This window comes from Pseudomonadota bacterium (genome assembly GCA_041395565.1).
GTDB lineage: Bacteria > Pseudomonadota > Gammaproteobacteria > UBA9214 > UBA9214 > UBA9214.
Map to the genome: position 1 here is coordinate 16419 of JAWLAI010000008.1, position 17949 is coordinate 34367.

Below are 17949 nucleotides of genomic sequence, written 5' to 3' on the forward strand. Positions count from 1 at the left end.
GCGGCCTGCGCCTGCGGGGCGCGCACCAGGGAGAACGACCGATGGAAGAGGAGCGCCGGCTAGACGCCGTCATCGAACGCCACGGCGGGCAGGCCACCGCATTGCTGCAGATCCTGATCGAGGCCCAGGAAATCGAGGGCTGGCTGCCGGCGCAAACCATCACCTACCTGGCCCGCCGGCTCGGGCTGCCGCGGGCCCGTGTCGAGGGCGTGGCCGGTTTCTACAGCTTCCTGCATCTCGAGCGTGCCGGCCGCTACCGGGTGCTGTTCTCCGACAACATCACCGACCGCATGGCGGGCAACCGCGACCTGCTCGACCGCTTCTGCAACCAGCTCTGGCTCGAGCGCGGCAGGACGTCCGAGGACGGCCTGGTGACGGCGGACACCACGTCCTGCACCGGCATGTGCGACCAGGGTCCCGCCCTGCTGGTGAACGGCTGGGCCATACCGCGCCTCTCCGTGGCACGCATCGACGAGATCGCCGAACTGGTCCGGTCACAAACCCCGCTCGACGGCTGGCCCGCCGAACTGTTCCAGGTACAGGACAACATCCGCCGCCGGGACATCCTGCTCGATGCCACCCTCGAACCGGGCGCGGCCATCCGCGCCGCGCTCGGCCGCGGCCCCCTCGCGACCCTGGAGGAAATCCAGCGCTCGAACCTGCGCGGCCGCGGCGGCGCGGGCTATCACACCGCACTGAAGTGGCAGTCCTGCCGCGACGCCAGCGGTGACCGGCACTACGTCGTCTGCAATGCGGATGAGGGCGAACCGGGCACCTTCAAGGACCGGGTCCTGTTGCAGCGCTGCGCGGATCTGGTGATCGAGGGCATGACCGTGTGCGCACTCGTCATCGGCGCAGCCAGCGGCTTCCTCTACCTGCGCGGTGAGTACCGCCACCTGCTCGCGCCTCTGCAGGCGGTGCTGGCGCGCCGGCGCGCGGCCGGCCTGCTGGGCAAGGCCATCTGCGGCCACGCCGGTTTTAACTTCGACATCGACATCCACCTCGGCGCCGGCGCCTACGTCTGCGGCGAGGAATCCGCGCTCATCGAATCCCTGGAGGGCAAGCGCGGGATACCCCGCAACCGCCCGCCCTACCCCGTCACCCGCGGCTATCTCATGCAACCGACCACGGTGAACAACGTCGAGACCTTCTGCGCAGCGGCATTGATCGCGCAACGCGGCGGCGATTGGTACGGCGGCATCGGCACGGCCCAGTCCACGGGCAGCAAGGTCCTGTCGGTATCCGGTGACTGCGCGCAACCCGGCATCTACGAGTACCCCTTTGGCGTCACGATACGCGAAGTACTGGAGGAATGCGGGGCGGATCGCACCCAGGCGGTACAGGTCAGCGGTCCCTCCGGCACCTGCATCGACAGCACCGGGTTCGGGCGCCGCATCGGCTTCGAGGACCTGCCGACCGCCGGGGCCTTCATGATCTTCGATGAGTCGCGCGACATGTTCGAGGTGGCCCGCAACTTCACCCACTTCTTCGCGCACGAGAGCTGCGGTTTCTGTACCCCCTGCCGGGTCGGTACCACGCTGCTGTGCAATGTCACGGACAAGCTGCACGGCGGCAAGGGGTCCCGCCACGATCTGGACCAGATCTTCCGGCTCAGTCGGGTACTGCAGTCCGCCAGTCACTGCGGCCTCGGCCAAACGGCCTGCAATCCCCTGCTGGATACCATCAAGCGTTTTCGCCCGGCCTACGAACGCCGGCTGGAGTCGCTCGAGTTCGCACCGGCCTTTGACCTGGACGGGGCGCTCGCACGGGCACGCGAGATGACCGGCCGCGACGATGCAGGGGCCCACCTGAGGTTTGAGGAATGAGCGACGCAGGCAAACCCGCGACCTTCCTGCTGGACGGGCAAGAGGTGCCGTTCGAACCCGGGCAGACGGTGATCCAGGCCGCGCTCTGCGCGGGCCGCTACATCCCGCACCTCTGCTACCACCCGGAGTTCAAGCCACATGGCAGCTGCAAGGTCTGCATGGTGGAGGTCGATGGCCGGATCATGGCTTCCTGTACCCTGCAGGCCAAGGCCGGCATGCAGGTGGTGAGCCGCACCGATAAACTCAACAGCGACCGCCAGACCCTGGTGCAGATGCTGTTCGTTGAGGGCAACCATTTCTGCCCCTCCTGTGAAGCGAGCGGAAACTGCCTGCTGCAGGCGGTGGCCTACGATCTCGATATCATGTCGTCCGGTCTCGACTACCTGTTCCCGAACCGTCAGGTGGATGCCTCGCACCCCGGGATCCTGCTGGATTTCAATCGCTGTATCCTGTGCGAACTCTGCGTACGCGCGTCCCGGGAGGTCGACGGCAAGAACGTATTCGCCCTCTCGGGCCGCGGCATCGGCAAACACCTCATCGTGAACGCGGAGTCAAAACGCCTGGCCGATACCGATGTTGCCGTGACCGACAAGGCCGTGCACGTATGTCCCGTCGGGGTCATCCTACACAAAGGGATCGGTTTCCGCGTACCCATCGGCGAGCGGCGTTTCGACCAGCGGCCGATCAGCGCCCAGGCGCTGGAGGACGCACCCTGCATCGGGAAAGACCGGCACGAGGACTCGGCGTGAGCGTTAGCCCGCAAGCCAAGCTGCGCGTGGCGACTACCTCGCTGGCCGGCTGCTTCGGCTGCCACATGTCGTTGCTAGACATCGACGGGCGCTTGTTCGAACTGCTGGACCGCATCGAGTTCGACCGCTCGCCCTTTACCGACATCAAGCATTGCGGCCCCTGTGATATCGGCTTCATCGAAGGGGGAATATGCAACGCGGAGAACGTGCACGTGCTGCACGAGTTTCGCCGCAACTGCAAGATCCTGGTCGCGGTCGGCGCCTGTGCGGTGAACGGTGGCCTGCCGGCCCAGCGCAACCACCTCGATCTCGGCGCCTGCCTGCAGGAGGTCTATGTGACCGAGGTCAGCCTCGCCAAGGGTTGCATCCCCAACGACCCCGAGCTGCCGCTGCCCCTCGACAAGGTGCACCCCCTGCACGAGGTGGTGAAGATCGACTATTCCCTGCCCGGCTGCCCGCCGAGTGCGGACGCGATCTGGAAGTTTCTCACCGACCTGCTGGACGGACGCACCCCGCATCTAGGCCACGGCCTGATCCACTACGACTGAGCGCACGCGGGAGTACGCCCCATGAGCACTGAACTGGAAACCGCCGACAATCCCGGCCGGATGAAACGGGTCGTCATCGAACCGCTGTCCCGCGTGGAGGGGCACGGCAAGGTATCCATCCTGCTCGACGAGGATGACCACGTGAAGCAGGTCCGGCTGCACATCGTCGAGTTCCGCGGCTTCGAGAAGTTCATCCAGGGCAGGCCCTACTGGGAGATTCCGGTCATGGTCCAGCGCCTGTGCGGCATCTGCCCGGTCAGCCATCACCTGGCAGCAGCGAAGGCACTGGACCAGGTGGTGGGCGCCGACCGGCTCACCCCGACAGCGGAAAAGGTCCGCCGGCTCATGCATTACGGGCAGATCCTGCAGTCCCATGCACTGCACTTCTTCCACCTGTCCTCGCCCGACCTGCTGTTCGGCTTCGACTCGGACATCGCGCGGCGCAACATCGTCGCCGTCGCGGCCGAGTACCCGGAGATCGCGCGGCAGGGCGTGCTGCTGCGTCGCTTTGGTCAGGAGGTGATACGGATAACCGCGGGCAAACGCGTGCACGGGACCGGCGCGATCCCGGGCGGCGTCAACCAGGCAGTGAAGCAGGCGGAACGCGATACGCTGCTCAAGGACGTCTACCAGATCATCGGCTGGTGCCGCGAGGCAGTGCAACTGGCGAAGCGCCTGCACCTGTCAAATGTCGCGCTCTACAACAGCTTCGGTGCGTTTCGTTCCAACTTGATGAGTCTGGTCGCCCCAGACGGTGCGATGGATCTCTACCACGGCGTGCTGCGGGCGCGCGACAGCAACGGCAATATCATTCTCGACAAGGCCGATTACAGCCATTACTGGGACCACATCACCGAGGAGGTCAGGCCCTGGTCCTACATGAAGTTTCCCTACCTCCGGTCGCTCGGAGCAGACACGGGCTGGTACAAGGTGGGCCCTCTCGCCCGCGTCCAGAACTGCGACCACATACCGACGCCATTCGCCGAGGCGGAACGCCGTGAGTTCGTGGATTTCGGCGGCGGCCTGCCTGTGCATGCCACCCTGGCCTTCCACTGGGCCCGCATGATCGAACTGCTGTTCGCAGCGGAATCCATCAAGACGCTGTTGCACGATGAGGACATACTAGGAGATGACCTGGTGGTTACCGGTAAACGTCGCAGCCGCGGCGTGGGTGTCATCGAGGCACCACGTGGCACCCTGATCCATCATTACCGCGTGAACGAAGACGACCTGGCGGTCCGCGCCAACCTCATCGTGTCGACGACGCACAACAACCAGGCGATGAACGAGGCGATCCGCCATGTCGCAAAACGCTACCTGGACGGTCGCCGACTGACCGAGGGACTCCTCAATCACATCGAGGTAGCGATCCGCGCTTTCGATCCCTGCCTGTCCTGTGCCACCCACGCCCTGGGCAGGATGCCGTTCCACGTCGAACTGTTCGACGCGGAGGGTGAACGCATCGATCAGCTGGTCAAATATTCCTACGAGCGGGGTTCCTGACCCGGTAAGCGAGGATGGAAGCGACGGCACCTGTCCTGATCATCGGCATCGGTAACCCGAGCCGCGGCGACGACGCCATCGGCCCGCTCGCGATCGAGCGCCTGGCGACGCTCGATCTTGCTGACGTTGAATTGCTGACCGACTTCCAGTTGCAGGTCGAACATGCACTCGACCTGGTCGGGCGGCGCGAGGTGATCTTCATCGACGCCGCCGCCGCCGGCGTGGCGCCCTTCGACTTCCGCCCGGTCGTCCCGACCGCGGATCCCGGGCCGCTGTCCCATGCCCTCAGCCCCGCAGCCGTCCTGGCCGCATTCCGCAGCGTATGCACGGCAGCGCCGCCGGCTGCGTTCGCGCTGGCCGTACGCGGCTATGACTTCACGCTGGGCGCGCCCCTGAGCACACGCGCCACCGCAAATCTCGCTGCGGCCCTGCCGCTGCTCGCGGCACGATTCGCCGCGCACAAGACACCAGCGTAGCCGCGCGGCGTCTGATCACGCCGCCGCGCGGGTGCCGGTGCACCAGCACGAGGCGGGGCCGTGCAAAAAGCTGGATTTTGGTGCACGCCCCGCACCGTGCCATTCGCCACCTCGTTGATTTACCTGGCATTGGATCCGCGGAATCACTGGCACGAATGTTGCTCGAACTTATACAACCGAGCCGCACTGTCCGCGCCGCCGGGAGAACCGCAGAATTGACCCGTCGCCCGCAAGGGGTGGTTCACCGCAGCGAACGGGTTGCGGCAATGTCGGCAACCGTCACGCACGGCGTGCAACGGACAGCAGCGGCGCTGAACCGGTGCCACCGTACTTCAACCGGAGTGTGCCTGCATGCATGCCAACCTAGCCCAGACCCTGATACACAGCCCTACGACGACGCCCGGCAACGGCCTGCTGGGTGAAAGCCTGCGCCACGCCCGGCTGCACATGGACCTGCCGGTGCCGAAACTGGTAGAACTCGCCTTGCAGCGCGGCGAGGGCGTGCTGGCCGACAATGGCGCCCTGTGCGTGCACACCGGCGCGCGCACCGGCCGCTCACCCGCAGACCGTTACATCGTGGACGACGCGCTCGTGGATGCCGAAGTCGAGTGGGGCAAGGTCAATCACCCCTTCGATCCGGCGGCCTTCGAGGCGCTCTGGGCCCGGGCCTGCAACTGGCTGCGCGGCCGCGAGCTGTTCACGGCACGGCTCGAGGCCGGCACCCATGCCCGTCACGCCCTGCCGCTGTTCGTGATCACGGAATACGCCTGGCACAACCTGTTTGCCCATCAGCTCTTCGTGCGTCCGGATCCGGCCACGCCCGCCCCGGCCGGACCCGAGTGGACGATCCTCAACCTGCCCTCGCTGACCACCGTCCCGGCCCGCGACGGCACCCACAGCGACGGCGCAGTGATCCTCGATTTTACCGGCCGCCGCATCCTGCTGCTCGGCATGCGCTATGCCGGCGAGATGAAGAAGGCGGTGTTCTCCGCACTGAACTACCTCGCCCCGGAGCACGACGTGCTGCCCATGCACTGCGCCGCCAATGTCGGCGAAGGCGGTAACGTAGGGCTGTTCTTCGGACTGTCCGGGACGGGCAAGACCACGCTTTCCGCGGATCCCACCCGCTTCCTGATCGGCGACGACGAACACGGCTGGGACGACGAGGGCATCTTCAACTTCGAGGGGGGCTGCTATGCCAAGTGCATCAATCTCAGCCTGGAACGCGAGCCGGTCATCTGGAACGCCATTCGTTTCGGCGCGGTGATGGAAAACGTGGTACTCGCTGGCGACACCCATACACCCCAGTTCGACGACGCTGGCATCACCGAGAACACGCGGGTCGCCTATCCGCGCGAGTTCGTCGACATGCGCATGCCCGGCAACCAGGGCGGACAACCGAACGCGGTGATCTTTCTCACCTGCGACCTCTACGGCGTGCTGCCGCCCGTCGCCCTGCTGACGCGCGAACAGGCTGCCTATCACTTTCTGAGCGGGTATACCGCCCTCGTCGGCAGTACCGAGGTCGGCCAGATGGAAGGCATCACGCCGACCTTCAGCGCCTGCTTCGGTGCGCCCTTCTTCCCGCGTCGCGCCAGCGTCTACGCCAAGCTGCTGATGGACAAGATCGCGCGCTACAACGTGCCCGTCTACCTGGTCAACACCGGTTGGACCGGCGGCCCCTACGGCGAGGGACGGCGCTTCAGCATCGCGGCCACCCGCTCCATCGTGCACGCCATACTGCGTGGCGACATCGAGGATGTCGAAACCACGGTCCTGCCCGGGTTCAACCTGCGCATCCCCCGCCAGGTACGCGGCATCGTCGATGACCGTATCCTCGACCCGCGCCGCACCTGGAGCGATCCGGCCGCCTACGCGCGCAACGCCAGCGAGCTGATCGGACGCTTCCGCGCCAATTTCGCGCGGTTCGACGTGCCGCCCGAGATCGCCGCGGCGGGGCCGCAGGCCTGAGCGCAGCGGCGGCCGGCCCAACGCAACCGTCCCGTGTCCGCCGTGGAGCGTCAGGTGAAAGACCCGTTCCAGTTCCTCAAGCTGCCCCGCGCAACCCCCCCGGAGCTTTCCCCGGCAGCGCGGGTGCAGCGTTTTGCGGAAATCCACACGCCATTCCGGAACGAGGACGCCGCAAGCCAGGCGGACCGCTGCCTGGCCTGCGGCAATCCCTACTGCGAATGGAAATGCCCGGTTCACAACTACATCCCGGACTGGCTGCGGCTGGTGGCCCGCGGCCGCCTCCTCGAGGCGGTGGAACTCGCCCACCGCACCAATTCACTGCCCGAGATCTGCGGACGCGTCTGTCCACAGGAGCGGCTGTGCGAGGGGGCCTGCACGCTCAACGACGGCTTCGGCGCTGTCACCATCGGCGCGGTGGAGCGCCATCTCACCGACACGGCACTGGCCGCGGGCTGGCGCCCGGACCTGTCCGGGGTCGCGGCCACCGGCTGGCGCGTGGCCGTCGTCGGTGCGGGTCCGGCCGGCCTCAGCTGCGCCGACGTCCTGGTGCGCAACGGCGTGGCAGCGACCGTCTACGACCGCCACCCTGAAATCGGGGGCCTGCTGAGTTTCGGCATCCCGGAATTCAAGCTGCAGGCCGATGTCATCCGCCGCCGCCGCGCGGTGCTGGAGGACATGGGCGTGACGTTCGTCCTGAACACCCGGGTCGGCAGCGATCTGCCCTTTTCCCTGCTGCTGGAAGAGTACGACGCCGTGTTCCTGGGCACCGGCGCCACGCGCGGCCTGCGCGGTGGTTTGCCCGGGGAGCAACTCGCCGGCGTGGAACTCGCACTGCCCTACCTGGTAAGCAACACCCGCCATGTCCTCGGCCTGCCCCAGGATGCGGGTGGCTATCACGACGTGGCGGGACAGCGGGTGGTCGTGCTGGGCGCCGGCGACACCGCCATGGACTGCAACCGGACCGCCATCCGCCAGGGCGCCCGCTCCGTCACCTGCGTCTACCGCAGCGACGAGGCGAACCTGCCCGGCAGCCGGCGCGAGCTGCAGCACGCCAGGGAAGAAGGCGTCGAATTCCTCTGGAACCGGCAACCGGTCGCCCTCACGGGCACGGATCGGGTAGCCGGCGTGCGCCTGGTCGCGACACGCCCCGGCGCGCCCGCTGCCCAGGGACATAGCAGCCTGGAGCACGTGCCCGGCTCGGAACTGGAACTGCCCGCCGACCGGGTGATCATCGCCTTCGGTTTCCAGCCGGATCCCGCCGACTGGTTCGCCGCGGCCGGCATCGACACCGATGCCAGGGGACGCGTGACCACCCGCGGCGAGGAGGATGCCTTTCCCTTTCAGACCGGCAATCCACGGGTTTTCGCCGGCGGTGACATGGTGCGCGGCTCCAGCCTCGTCGTGCATGCCGTGCACGAGGGCCGCACGGCGGCGCGGGGTATCATCGCCTGGCTCGAGTCGGAACGCGACAGCGGCAAAGCGCGCCGGCACGACGCGGCGCTCGCCTCCTGACGGCGTCCGTCCTCGCGCCCCGCCCGGCAGCACCTGCAGGCGGCGCTGCCGGGCGGGTGTCCAGCCTGACATTTCTGTCACTGGAGCGCCGGCTGGACACCCTATCGAGAATCCCTGAATTGCCGGGCTGTTCTTGCAATATTCGCCCGTTGGTTATAAATGTTTCAGCAGGGTTCTCCATAACAAGCGACACCAGCCAGCCCTGCACGCACTATTTCCCGGAGAACCTGCGACTGTGTCATCTCGCCTGGACGGCGTATAGCTTAGTAATGGTGTGCCATTCAGTGTTGCGTTCCAAAAACATACCAACCTGCCTAGCGCACGCGCCGGATGCTGCACCCGTATCCGCACAGCCAGCCTGTCCGCAGCGCAGCCGCGTGCGCATAAGCGTGGCATGAACGCATGGACGATCTAGCGGCAAAAAATGAATTTTTCGCGCTGTTCAACAGCATCACGGACGCCATCTACATCCAGGACGCGGAAGGACGGTTTCTGGACGTAAACCAGGGCGCCGTGGACATGTACGGCTACCCGCGCGAGTTCTTCATCGGCGCAACGCCGCACCAGCTCTCGGCCCCCGGCATGAACGACCTCGACGCCCTGCCCGCCTTGCTCGGCAAGGCGCTGGCCGGGGCAGGCCAGATATTCGAATTCTGGGGCCGGCGCGCCAGCGGCGAGGTGTTCCCCAAGGAAGTGCGTCTCACCGGGACGCTGTACCGTGGCCAGCCGGCGATCATCGCGGTGGCGCGCGAGATCACCGACCGCAAGCGGCTGGAGCGGCGCGAACGCATGCGTGTCGAAATCCTGGAAAAGATCGCCCGCAGCGTACCGCTCGCGGAGACACTGGACGCCCTGGTGCGCGCCCTCGAGGCCGAGATTCCGGGCAAGCCGTGCGCCATCATGCTGCTGGACCAGGAAGGCAGGCATCTGTGCCACGGCGCCGCCCCGAGTCTGCCCGATTTCTACAATCAGGATGTCGATGGCGTGGAAATCGGGCCCACCGTCGGCTCCTGCGGCGCCTCCGCCTATGCCGGAGAACGCGTCATCGTCGAGGACATTCAGCAGCATCCCTACTGGGCGCCGTACCGGGACCTGGCCACCCGCGCGGGACTCGCTGCCTGCTGGTCCGAACCCATCCTTGGCAAGGAAGGCCGGGTACTGGGTACCTTCGCCATGTACCGCCGGCAGCCTGGCCTGCCGAATGCGCATGAAATCGAGCTCATCAATCATTCCACCTTCCTGGCCGGTATCGCTATCGAGCATCACCTCGCCGAATCGGCGCTGCTGACCAGCGAACAGAAGCTGCTGACCATCCTCGACAGCGTCGACGCCTACATCTATCTGAAGGATGCCGACGGCAAATACCTGTTTGCCAACCGTGCGGTACGCGAGCTCTGGCAGGTCGAAATGCGGGAAATCCTGGGCTACGGCGACGAGAAGTTCTTCGATGCCGCCACGACGGAGCAGATCCGCGGCAACGACAAGCAGGTGCTCAAGCAGGGCAAGACGATCAGAAAGGAGGAAACCAACACGGTCGTGCGGACCGGCAAGCGGGCCATCTACCTCTCGACCAAGCTGCCGTTGTGCCGCAAGGACGGCAGCATCTATGCGCTCTGCGGCATCTCGACGGACATCACCTCGCTGAAGGAGACGGAAGCCGCGCTGCGCCGGTCGCATTCGCTGCTGACGGCCACGCTGGAATCCACGGCCGATGGCATCCTGGTCGTGGACGGCAACGGCCGCGTGACCAGCTACAACCGGAAGTTCCTGGAGTTGTGGCGGATACCGGAGAACCTGGCCGCGTCGGGGGATGATTTCAGGCTGCTCCGCTTCGTCCTGAATCAGCTGGAAGATCCAGAGGCGTTCATGGCCAAGGTCAACGAACTGTACCACTCACCCGCGGCAAGTTCCTGGGATGAGCTGTACTTTCGCGACGGGCGCGTCTACGAGCGCTATTCGATGCCCATGCACATGGAAGACGCCGTCGACGGCCGGGTCTGGAGTTTCCGCGACATCACCCAGCGCCGGCAGGCTGAAATCGAGCTGGAGCGGCATCGGCATCAACTGGAAGGACTGATCGCCGAACGCACGTCCGAGCTGGCTGCGGCCAAGGAGGCTGCGGAAACCGCCAATATCGCCAAGAGCGCCTTCCTCGCCAACATGAGCCACGAAATCAGGACACCATTGAACGCCATCACCGGCATGGCGTACCTGATCAAGCGGCAGGGACTGACACCCAGGCAGAACGAACAGATGAACAAGCTGGAAAAGGCCAGCCGTCATCTCGCCGAGGTCATCAATACCATCCTCGATCTGTCCAAGATCGAGGCCGGCAAGTTCGAGCTGGCCGAGGATGATATGTCCCTCGAGGCCCTTGCCGCCAATGTCAGATCGATCCTGCATGACCAGCTGCTGACCAAGGGGCTGGAATGCGTACTCGATCTGCCCGCTGACCTGCCGCTGGTGCGCGGCGACGCCACCCGGTTGCAGCAGGCCATCCTCAACTACGCCACCAATGCCATCAAGTACACGGACAGCGGCCGCATCCTGCTGCGCATCCGCGTCGAAGAGGAAACGGATCAGGATGCGCTCGTGCGCTTCGAGGTAAAGGATACCGGCATCGGCATCAGCCCGGACGTGCTGTCGCGGCTCTTCGCACCGTTCGAGCAGGCGGATAACACCCTGACGCGCCAGTATGGCGGAACCGGGCTGGGCCTGGCGATCACCCGCAAGATCGCGCAGCTGATGGGGGGCGAGGTCGGCGTGACCAGCACGTCGAGCCAGGGCAGCACCTTCTGGTTCACCGCCCGACTCAGCAAGGCAACGGCAGCGAGTCCGGTACCTGCGGGTATCACGGTCATCAGCGATGCCGAGGCCGTCCTGCAGCGCGACCACGCCGGCCTGCGCATCCTGCTGGTAGAGGACGAACCGGTGAACAAGGAGGTGGTCACCTTCTGCCTCAAGGGCGTCGGCCTGCAGGTTGACGTGGCGGAGGACGGCATCGAGGCGGTGGCGAAGTGCTCGGCTACCGACTACGACATGATACTCATGGACATGCAGATGCCGCGCATGAACGGCCTCGAGGCAACCCGGGCGATCCGTGGCATGCCATGGCATGAACATACGCCGATACTGGCGATCACCGCCAATGCCTTTGCCGAAGACAGAACCCGCTGCCTCGACGCGGGCATGGACGATTTTCTCAGCAAGCCGGTCGATCCTGGCAGATTGTACGCGCTGCTGCAGAAATGGATAACAGTAGCGAGTTAGTGCCGATCCATCCGGAACCAGCAGCGGCAGCGCACGGCCTGCATGGCAGGAAATGCGGCGGGTCGGCAGCACGCCGACCCGCCGTGTGGCACGGTTTCAGGCCTCAGTCACGGTCACGTGAGCGGCGCCGCTGGCTGTAGCCGTTGTCGCTCGAACCCTCGTCACCACCCTGGCTGGTACGCCGCGCCCGGTCGTGGCGGTGCTGGAGTTCGTCGTCGCCGGTACCGTTGAGGATCTGACAGGTGCTGTCACCCGCATCGACGTTGCCATTGCAGTTGTTGTCGATGTTGTCATCGCAGACCTCAACGGCAGCCGGGTTCACCGCGGCATTGGTGTCGTCGCAGTCGATCTGTCCGCAAGAACCCCCCTCGATCGCGTAGCCGTCGCCATCGTTGTCGGTGCAGTTGGTGGACACCGGACAGCCCACGGCATTGTTCGGATCACGCGTGTCGATCAGGCCGTTGCAGTTGTTGTCCACGCCGTCGGTGCAGTTTTCCACGGCACCCGGGTTGATCGCGGGATCACTGTCGTTACAGTCCAGCGCCCCGGTACAGCCGGAGCCGGTACCGTAACCGTCGCCATCATTGTCGACACAGGTCGACGTTGGCGGCGGTGGCGGCGGCGCCGGCGGACAGATGGAGGATGTTTGATGTCCGGAACTGCGGAATGCCTGGCCGGTGCTGTTCAATGCCGGCGGGTTGGTATGACACAGGTCACAGCCGTAATTGGTGCCACAGGCGCTGTTGACGTTGGACAGATATCCGGAAGTGGCCTGGGCCGGGCCGCTCAGGAAGGAGCCGCAAATGATCAAACCGGCGGCAATGCGGCTGACCGGTTTGACGGCGCTGAAACTTCGAGTGGTTTTCATGGTGTTATCCCCGAATTGATAGGTCGTGGCTGCAACTGCGCCGACTCGATTGCTGGATGTGAGCGCGTCTGCATCGCCTGCGGCCAAGCATGGATCGGGCCAGGATTATCAAGCATCTGATTTCTCGGGGGTGTTGCTTGAATTCTGATGTCCGAACACCGCGCCGGGCGCACAAAGCGTCACCGATGAACGACAGGCGATGACGCGGAACGCATTTTTTATTGATGTTTCTAAATTTTCCTTGTCGTCCGGCTGCGACGTCCGGCCAGTCGCGGGGTATCGGCACCAGACAATTAGCCGCTACGTCAGTCCACCACCCACTGTGCCGCGGCGCACGATCCGCCCGGCACAGGGATACTGCCTCACGCTGCACTTGCCTGTCGTGTCACACGTCGCGCGCACGCGACGCGCAGCGGCGTGAGGTGCGGTGCTGCAGGTCTGCCGCAGCCCACCGAAGCGCGCTTGCGCGGCATCCGACAGCATGTCATATCGCCGCGGCTGCCCAGTCGGCCGGCACATAACCCTTGCAGCGCCATGGGATTACGCGCAACGACTTGGCCTGGTCAGTGCGTCTGCACTGCGGTGGCAATGCCATCCCCGGAGCGATGATGCTGACTGGCCGTCGCTTGTACGCAGGTGTTTCAGCGCGGGCCGCGCCGCGACCGGGCCTGCAGCGTTGCCGCTAGCGGGCAACGCCACGCCCCGCGTTCAGGCTGCCTGCACCATGGCCTCCGCCAGGGCGTCCAGCCGCGCCGTGCGCGGTTTGACCAGCCAGAAACGCGCGAGGTGCTCCGGAAACTCGTCCAGCAGGGCCTGACCCCAGCGGCTGCCGGAGTCGGCCACGAACTCGCCGAGCAGCCGGTACAGCAGGTTGCGGTGCGCCTCGGTCTGCTCGCTGTCGATGCGGTGGATGTCCACCAGTTCGTGGTTGTAGTGGTCCACGAACACGTTGTCGCGATCGAGCACGAACGCGAAGCCGCCGGTCATGCCCGCGCCGAAGTTGATGCCGGTGGCGCCAAGCACGGCGACGATGCCACCGGTCATGTATTCGCAGCAGTGGTCGCCCGCACCCTCGACCACCGCGATGGCGCCCGAATTGCGTACCGCGAAGCGTTCGCCGGCCTGGCCCGCGGCGTACAGGCGCCCGCCGGTCGCACCGTACAGACAGGTATTGCCCAGCAGCACGCCCGTGTGTTCCGGTGCGCCGTCGTTGCCGTGCGGATAGACGACGATCTTGCCGCCCGCCATGCCCTTGCCGACGTAGTCGTTGGCCTCGCCCTCCAGGAACAGATGCAGGCCGCCGGCATTCCACACACCCAGGCTCTGGCCGGCGGTACCCTGCAGGCGCACCACCAGCGGCGTATCCTCCATGCCGCGGTTGCCGTAACGCCGTGCGATCTCGCCGGAGACGCGTGCGCCGATGGAACGGTTGTCGTTGCGGATGGCGTAGCGGAACTCCCCGCCCCTGCGCGCCTCGATCAGCGGCAGCATGTCACCGACCATGCGCTCGGCCATCTCGCCGCGGTCGAACGAGGCGTTGCGCGCCTGCAGGCAGTGGCGTGGCTTGTCCGGGTCGACGTCGGCGTCGTGCAGCAGCGGCCCCAGATCGAGACGGGCCTGCTTGCCGGTTTGCCCGGGCAGCAGGCGCAGCAGTTCGGTCCGGCCCACCAGGTCGTCGAGCCTGCGCACGCCGAGCGCGGCCAGCCACTCGCGCACTTCCTCGGCGACCCAGCGGAAGAACAGCATGACCTTCTCGGCCTCGCCGCGGAAATGCTGGCTGCGCAACACGGGGTTCTGGGTCGCCACCCCCGTCGCGCAGTTGTTCAGGTGGCAGATGCGCAGGTACTTGCAGCCCATCACGAGCAAGGGCGTGGTGCCGAACCCGAAGCTCTCGGCGCCCAGCAGCGCGGCCTTGATCACGTCGAGGCCGGTCTTGATGCCGCCATCGACCTGGAGCCGCACACGTCCGCGCAGGTCGTTGGCACGCAGCAGCTGGTGCGTCTCGCGCAACCCGAGCTCCCAGGGGCTGCCGGCATACTTGACGGACGACAGCGGGCTCGCCCCGGTGCCGCCGTCATAGCCGGAGATGGTGATGAGATCGGCATAGGCCTTGGCGACACCGGCGGCGATGGTGCCGACGCCGGCCTCGGAGACCAGTTTCACCGAGACCAGCGCCGCCGGGTTCACCTGCTTGAGATCGAAGATCAGCTGCGCCAGATCCTCGATGGAATAGATGTCGTGATGCGGCGGCGGCGAGATCAGCGGCGTACCGACCTCGGCGTGGCGCAGCCGCGCGATCAGCTCGTTCACCTTCTGGCCGGCGAGCTGCCCGCCTTCGCCCGGCTTGGCGCCCTGCGCGATCTTGATCTGCAGCACCTCGGCGTTGACCAGGTAGTGCGGCGTCACCCCGAAGCGGCCGGACGCCACCTGCTTGATGCGCGACATCCGCTCGGTGCCGAAGCGCTGCGGGTCCTCGCCGCCCTCGCCCGAGTTGGAACGGCCGCCGAGACGGTTCATGGCCACCGCCAGGGTCTCGTGCGCCTCCGGCGACAGCGCCCCGAGCGACATCGCCCCCGTCTCGAAGCGCCGCACAATAGCCTCCACCGGTTCGACCTCGGCCAGCGCGACGGGCTCGACATCGGTGCGGAGCCCGAGCAGGTCGCGCAGCACCAGCGGCGGCCGCGCGTTCACGAGCGCGGCCCAGCGCCGGTACTCCGCATAATCCCCGCTGGCCACGGCCCGGTGCAGCGCCATGACCACGTCGGGATTGAAGGCATGCGCCTCGCCGCCGGCGACGAACTTGAGCCGCCCGCCCGCTTCCAGCCCGCGCCGGGTATCCCACGCCGCGGCTGCCAGCTGACGCTGGTCGGCCTCGAGCTCCGCGAAGCCGGCCCCCTGCAGACGGCAGGGCGTGCCGCTGAAACAGAGATCGACGACCTCGCGATGCAGGCCGATGGCCTCGAACAGCTGCGCGCCGCGGTAGCTGGTGATGGTGGAGATCCCCATCTTGGAGAGGATCTTGTACAGCCCCTTGTTGATCCCGCGCCGGTAGGACTGCAGCGCCGCATTCACCGCGGCGTCGCCGCCCGCCGCGCCGCCATCGTCGTAGAGACCCGCGATACAGCGGTAGGCCAGCCAGGGATGCACGGCCGTGGCGCCGAAGCCGATCAGCACCGCGAACTCGTGCGGGTTGCGCGTCGTGCCGGTATCGATCACCAGGTTGGCATCGCAGCGCAAGCCGGTGTCGATGAGCCGGTGATGCACCGCGCCGGTGGCCAGCAGCGCGGGTACCGGCAGGCGCTCGCGCGCGATGTCGCGGTCCGACAGCACCAGGATGCACTTGCCCCGGCGCACCTGCTCGACCGCCCGCGCGGCGATAGCCTCGAGCGCATCGCGCAGGTTCCCGTCAGGCCCGTAACTCAGGTCGATGCGGGCGTGCCGGTAGCGCGGGTCCGACTGTTCCAGCAGCTGGCTGAACTTGCTGCCGGAGAGCACCGGGCTGTTGACCATGAGGCGCGCGGCATGCAGCGGGTCCGCGACGAACAGGTTGCGCTCGACGCCGAAACAGGTTTCCAGCGACATGACGATCTGCTCGCGCAACGGATCGATCGGCGGATTGGTGACCTGCGCGAACTGCTGCCGGAAACTGTCGTACAGCGACCGCACCTGGCGCGACAGTACCGGCAGCGGGGTATCGTCGCCCATCGAACCGACGGCCTCGTGCCCGCCTTCGGCCAGCACGCGCAGCACCTGATCGAGCTCCTCCAGCGTCACCTGGAACAGCTTCTGCGCGACCATGCGCTCCGCGGGCGCCACGTCGTGGCACAGACGCGCCTCCTCGTCGCTGCGCGACTCCAGGCGCACCGCGTGTTGCTGCAACCACTTGCGGCAGGGCCAGCGGCGTTTCAGGTCGTCCTCGATCAGCGCCGGCGTCAGCAGCTGGCCGCTGCTGGTGTCGACCGCGAGCATGTCGCCCGGCGCCAGGCGCCCGCGGGCGACGACATCGCGCGGATCGTGCTCGGTGACCCCGATCTCCGATGCCAGCGTGATGCAGCGGTCGCGCGTGATCACATAGCGCGCGGGGCGCAGTCCGTTGCGGTCCATCACGCAGGCGGCATAACGGCCATCGGTCAGCACGATGCCCGCCGGGCCGTCCCAGGGCTCCATGTGCATGGAGTGGTATTCGTAGAAGGCACGCAGGTCCGGGTCCATGGTCTCGACGTTCTGCCAGGCGCGCGGGATCAGCAGCCGCATGGCGAGGAAGATGTCCATGCCGCCGGCGAGCAAGGCCTCGAGCATGTTGTCCAGGCTGCAGGAATCGGAACCCGACATGGACACCCAGGGACGGATGGCCTCCATGTCGGGAATCAGCGGCGTCTGGAACTTGTGGCTGCGCGCGCGGGCCCAGTTGCGGTTGCCCTGGATGGTGTTGATCTCGCCGTTGTGCGCCAGGTAACGGAACGGCTGGGCGAGCCGCCACTCGGGCCAGGTGTTGGTCGAGAAGCGCTGGTGAAACACGCACAGCGCGGATTCCAGCTGCCGGTCGCGCAGGTCCGGGTAGAACACCGGTAGATTGTGCGGCATTACCAGGCCCTTGTAACACAGCACCCGGCAGGACAGGCTCGCGACGTAAAACACCCGGTCCTCGCCATGCAGCACCTTCTTGGCACGGCGCCGGGCGATGTACAGGCGCCGCTCCAGCTCGTCCTCGGCAAGCTGTGGCGGCGCGTTGACGAACACCTGCTCGATCAGGGGCAGGCTCTCCAGCGCCCGCGGCCCGCAGGCATCCGGCTCCACGGGCACGGGGCGCCAGCCGGCCAGTGCCAGCCCCTGCGCCTCCAGTTCGTGCTGCAACTGCCAGCGCGCTGCCTGCGCGCGTTCCGGATCGGGGTTGAGAAAGAGCATGCCTACGGCATAGCGCGACGACAAGCGGATGTCCGCCGCCCGCGCGGTCGCCTGCAAAAAGGCATGCGGCAGCGTCAGCAACAGGCCGCAGCCGTCGCCGCTCTTGCCATCGGCAGCGACGGCACCACGGTGGGTCAGGCGTGACAGCGCGCGTATCGCCCGGTGCACCAGGTCGTGACCGGGAACGCCGTCCATTTGCGCGATCAGACCGAAGCCACAGCCGTCGTGTTCGAATTCCGGACGGTACAGCCCGCTGTCATCGTGTTTGATCATCGCCGTGATATCCGCGCTACCCGGCCCCGCACCGCCGGACGGCTCCCC

The 17949-nt window shown here is 66.5% G+C and carries 10 protein-coding genes; 8 read left to right on the top strand and 2 right to left on the bottom strand.

The window, feature by feature from the left end:
• Positions 1-41 precede the first annotated feature (41 nt).
• The 8 genes from R3F42_13540 to R3F42_13575 all read left to right on the top strand — a co-directional run bounded on the left by R3F42_13540 (position 42) and on the right by R3F42_13575 (position 11855).
• Positions 42-1826: an NAD(P)H-dependent oxidoreductase subunit E gene (locus R3F42_13540; GenBank protein ID MEZ5543046.1), complete on the top strand. Its 1785-nt coding sequence runs from the start codon at positions 42-44 to the stop codon at positions 1824-1826.
• Positions 1823-2575 carry a 2Fe-2S iron-sulfur cluster-binding protein gene (locus tag R3F42_13545; GenBank protein ID MEZ5543047.1) on the top strand — a complete coding sequence of 251 codons (753 nt, stop codon included), beginning with the start codon at positions 1823-1825 and terminating at the stop codon, positions 2573-2575. The genes R3F42_13540 and R3F42_13545 overlap by 4 nt, the downstream gene beginning before the upstream one ends.
• Positions 2572-3123, top strand: coding sequence for an NADP oxidoreductase (locus R3F42_13550; protein MEZ5543048.1), 552 nt, complete (start codon positions 2572-2574; stop codon positions 3121-3123). Before R3F42_13545 ends, R3F42_13550 begins: the two co-directional genes overlap by 4 nt.
• A 21-nt stretch (positions 3124-3144) precedes the next feature.
• Positions 3145-4626: a Ni/Fe hydrogenase subunit alpha gene (locus R3F42_13555; GenBank protein MEZ5543049.1), complete on the top strand. Its 1482-nt coding sequence runs from the start codon at positions 3145-3147 to the stop codon at positions 4624-4626.
• A 14-nt stretch (positions 4627-4640) separates the two neighbouring features.
• Entirely contained in the window at positions 4641-5102 is a 462-nt protein-coding gene (locus R3F42_13560) for a hydrogenase maturation protease (protein ID MEZ5543050.1), read from the top strand.
• Positions 5103-5453: 351 nt separating this feature from the next.
• On the top strand, positions 5454-7073 hold the full coding sequence (gene pckA / locus R3F42_13565) for a phosphoenolpyruvate carboxykinase (ATP) (protein ID MEZ5543051.1): 1620 nt from the start codon (positions 5454-5456) through the stop codon (positions 7071-7073).
• Positions 7074-7127: 54 nt separating this feature from the next.
• Entirely contained in the window at positions 7128-8585 is a 1458-nt protein-coding gene (locus tag R3F42_13570; GenBank protein MEZ5543052.1) for an FAD-dependent oxidoreductase, read from the top strand.
• A gap of 402 nt (positions 8586-8987) precedes the next feature.
• The gene (locus R3F42_13575; GenBank protein ID MEZ5543053.1) at positions 8988-11855 is read left to right on the top strand and encodes a PAS domain S-box protein; all 2868 of its coding nucleotides are present in this window, start codon (positions 8988-8990) and stop codon (positions 11853-11855) included.
• 103 nt (positions 11856-11958) lie between these two features.
• On the opposite strand, the gene R3F42_13580 is transcribed toward R3F42_13575, so the two are convergent.
• Positions 11959-12723, bottom strand: a complete 765-nt coding sequence (locus R3F42_13580) for a putative metal-binding motif-containing protein (protein MEZ5543054.1) — start codon at positions 12721-12723, stop codon at positions 11959-11961.
• A gap of 708 nt (positions 12724-13431) precedes the next feature.
• A complete protein-coding gene (gene gltB / locus R3F42_13585; protein ID MEZ5543055.1) occupies positions 13432-17901 on the bottom strand; it encodes a glutamate synthase large subunit in 4470 nt (1489 codons plus the stop codon).
• Between the last annotated feature and the right edge of the window lie 48 nt (positions 17902-17949).

What these genes read in the sequence shown, in the direction of transcription:
- R3F42_13555 (MEZ5543049.1), top strand. Translation starts at nt 3,145, where the DNA reads ATGAGCACTGAACTGGAAACCGCCGACAATCCCGGCCGGATGAAACGG.
- R3F42_13580 (MEZ5543054.1), bottom strand. Translation starts at nt 12,723, where the DNA reads ATGAAAACCACTCGAAGTTTCAGCGCCGTCAAACCGGTCAGCCGCATT.
- R3F42_13575 (MEZ5543053.1), top strand. Translation starts at nt 8,988, where the DNA reads ATGGACGATCTAGCGGCAAAAAATGAATTTTTCGCGCTGTTCAACAGC.
- R3F42_13540 (MEZ5543046.1), top strand. Translation starts at nt 42, where the DNA reads ATGGAAGAGGAGCGCCGGCTAGACGCCGTCATCGAACGCCACGGCGGG.
- gltB (MEZ5543055.1), bottom strand. Translation starts at nt 17,901, where the DNA reads ATGATCAAACACGATGACAGCGGGCTGTACCGTCCGGAATTCGAACAC.
- R3F42_13560 (MEZ5543050.1), top strand. Translation starts at nt 4,641, where the DNA reads ATGGAAGCGACGGCACCTGTCCTGATCATCGGCATCGGTAACCCGAGC.
- R3F42_13545 (MEZ5543047.1), top strand. Translation starts at nt 1,823, where the DNA reads ATGAGCGACGCAGGCAAACCCGCGACCTTCCTGCTGGACGGGCAAGAG.
- pckA (MEZ5543051.1), top strand. Translation starts at nt 5,454, where the DNA reads ATGCATGCCAACCTAGCCCAGACCCTGATACACAGCCCTACGACGACG.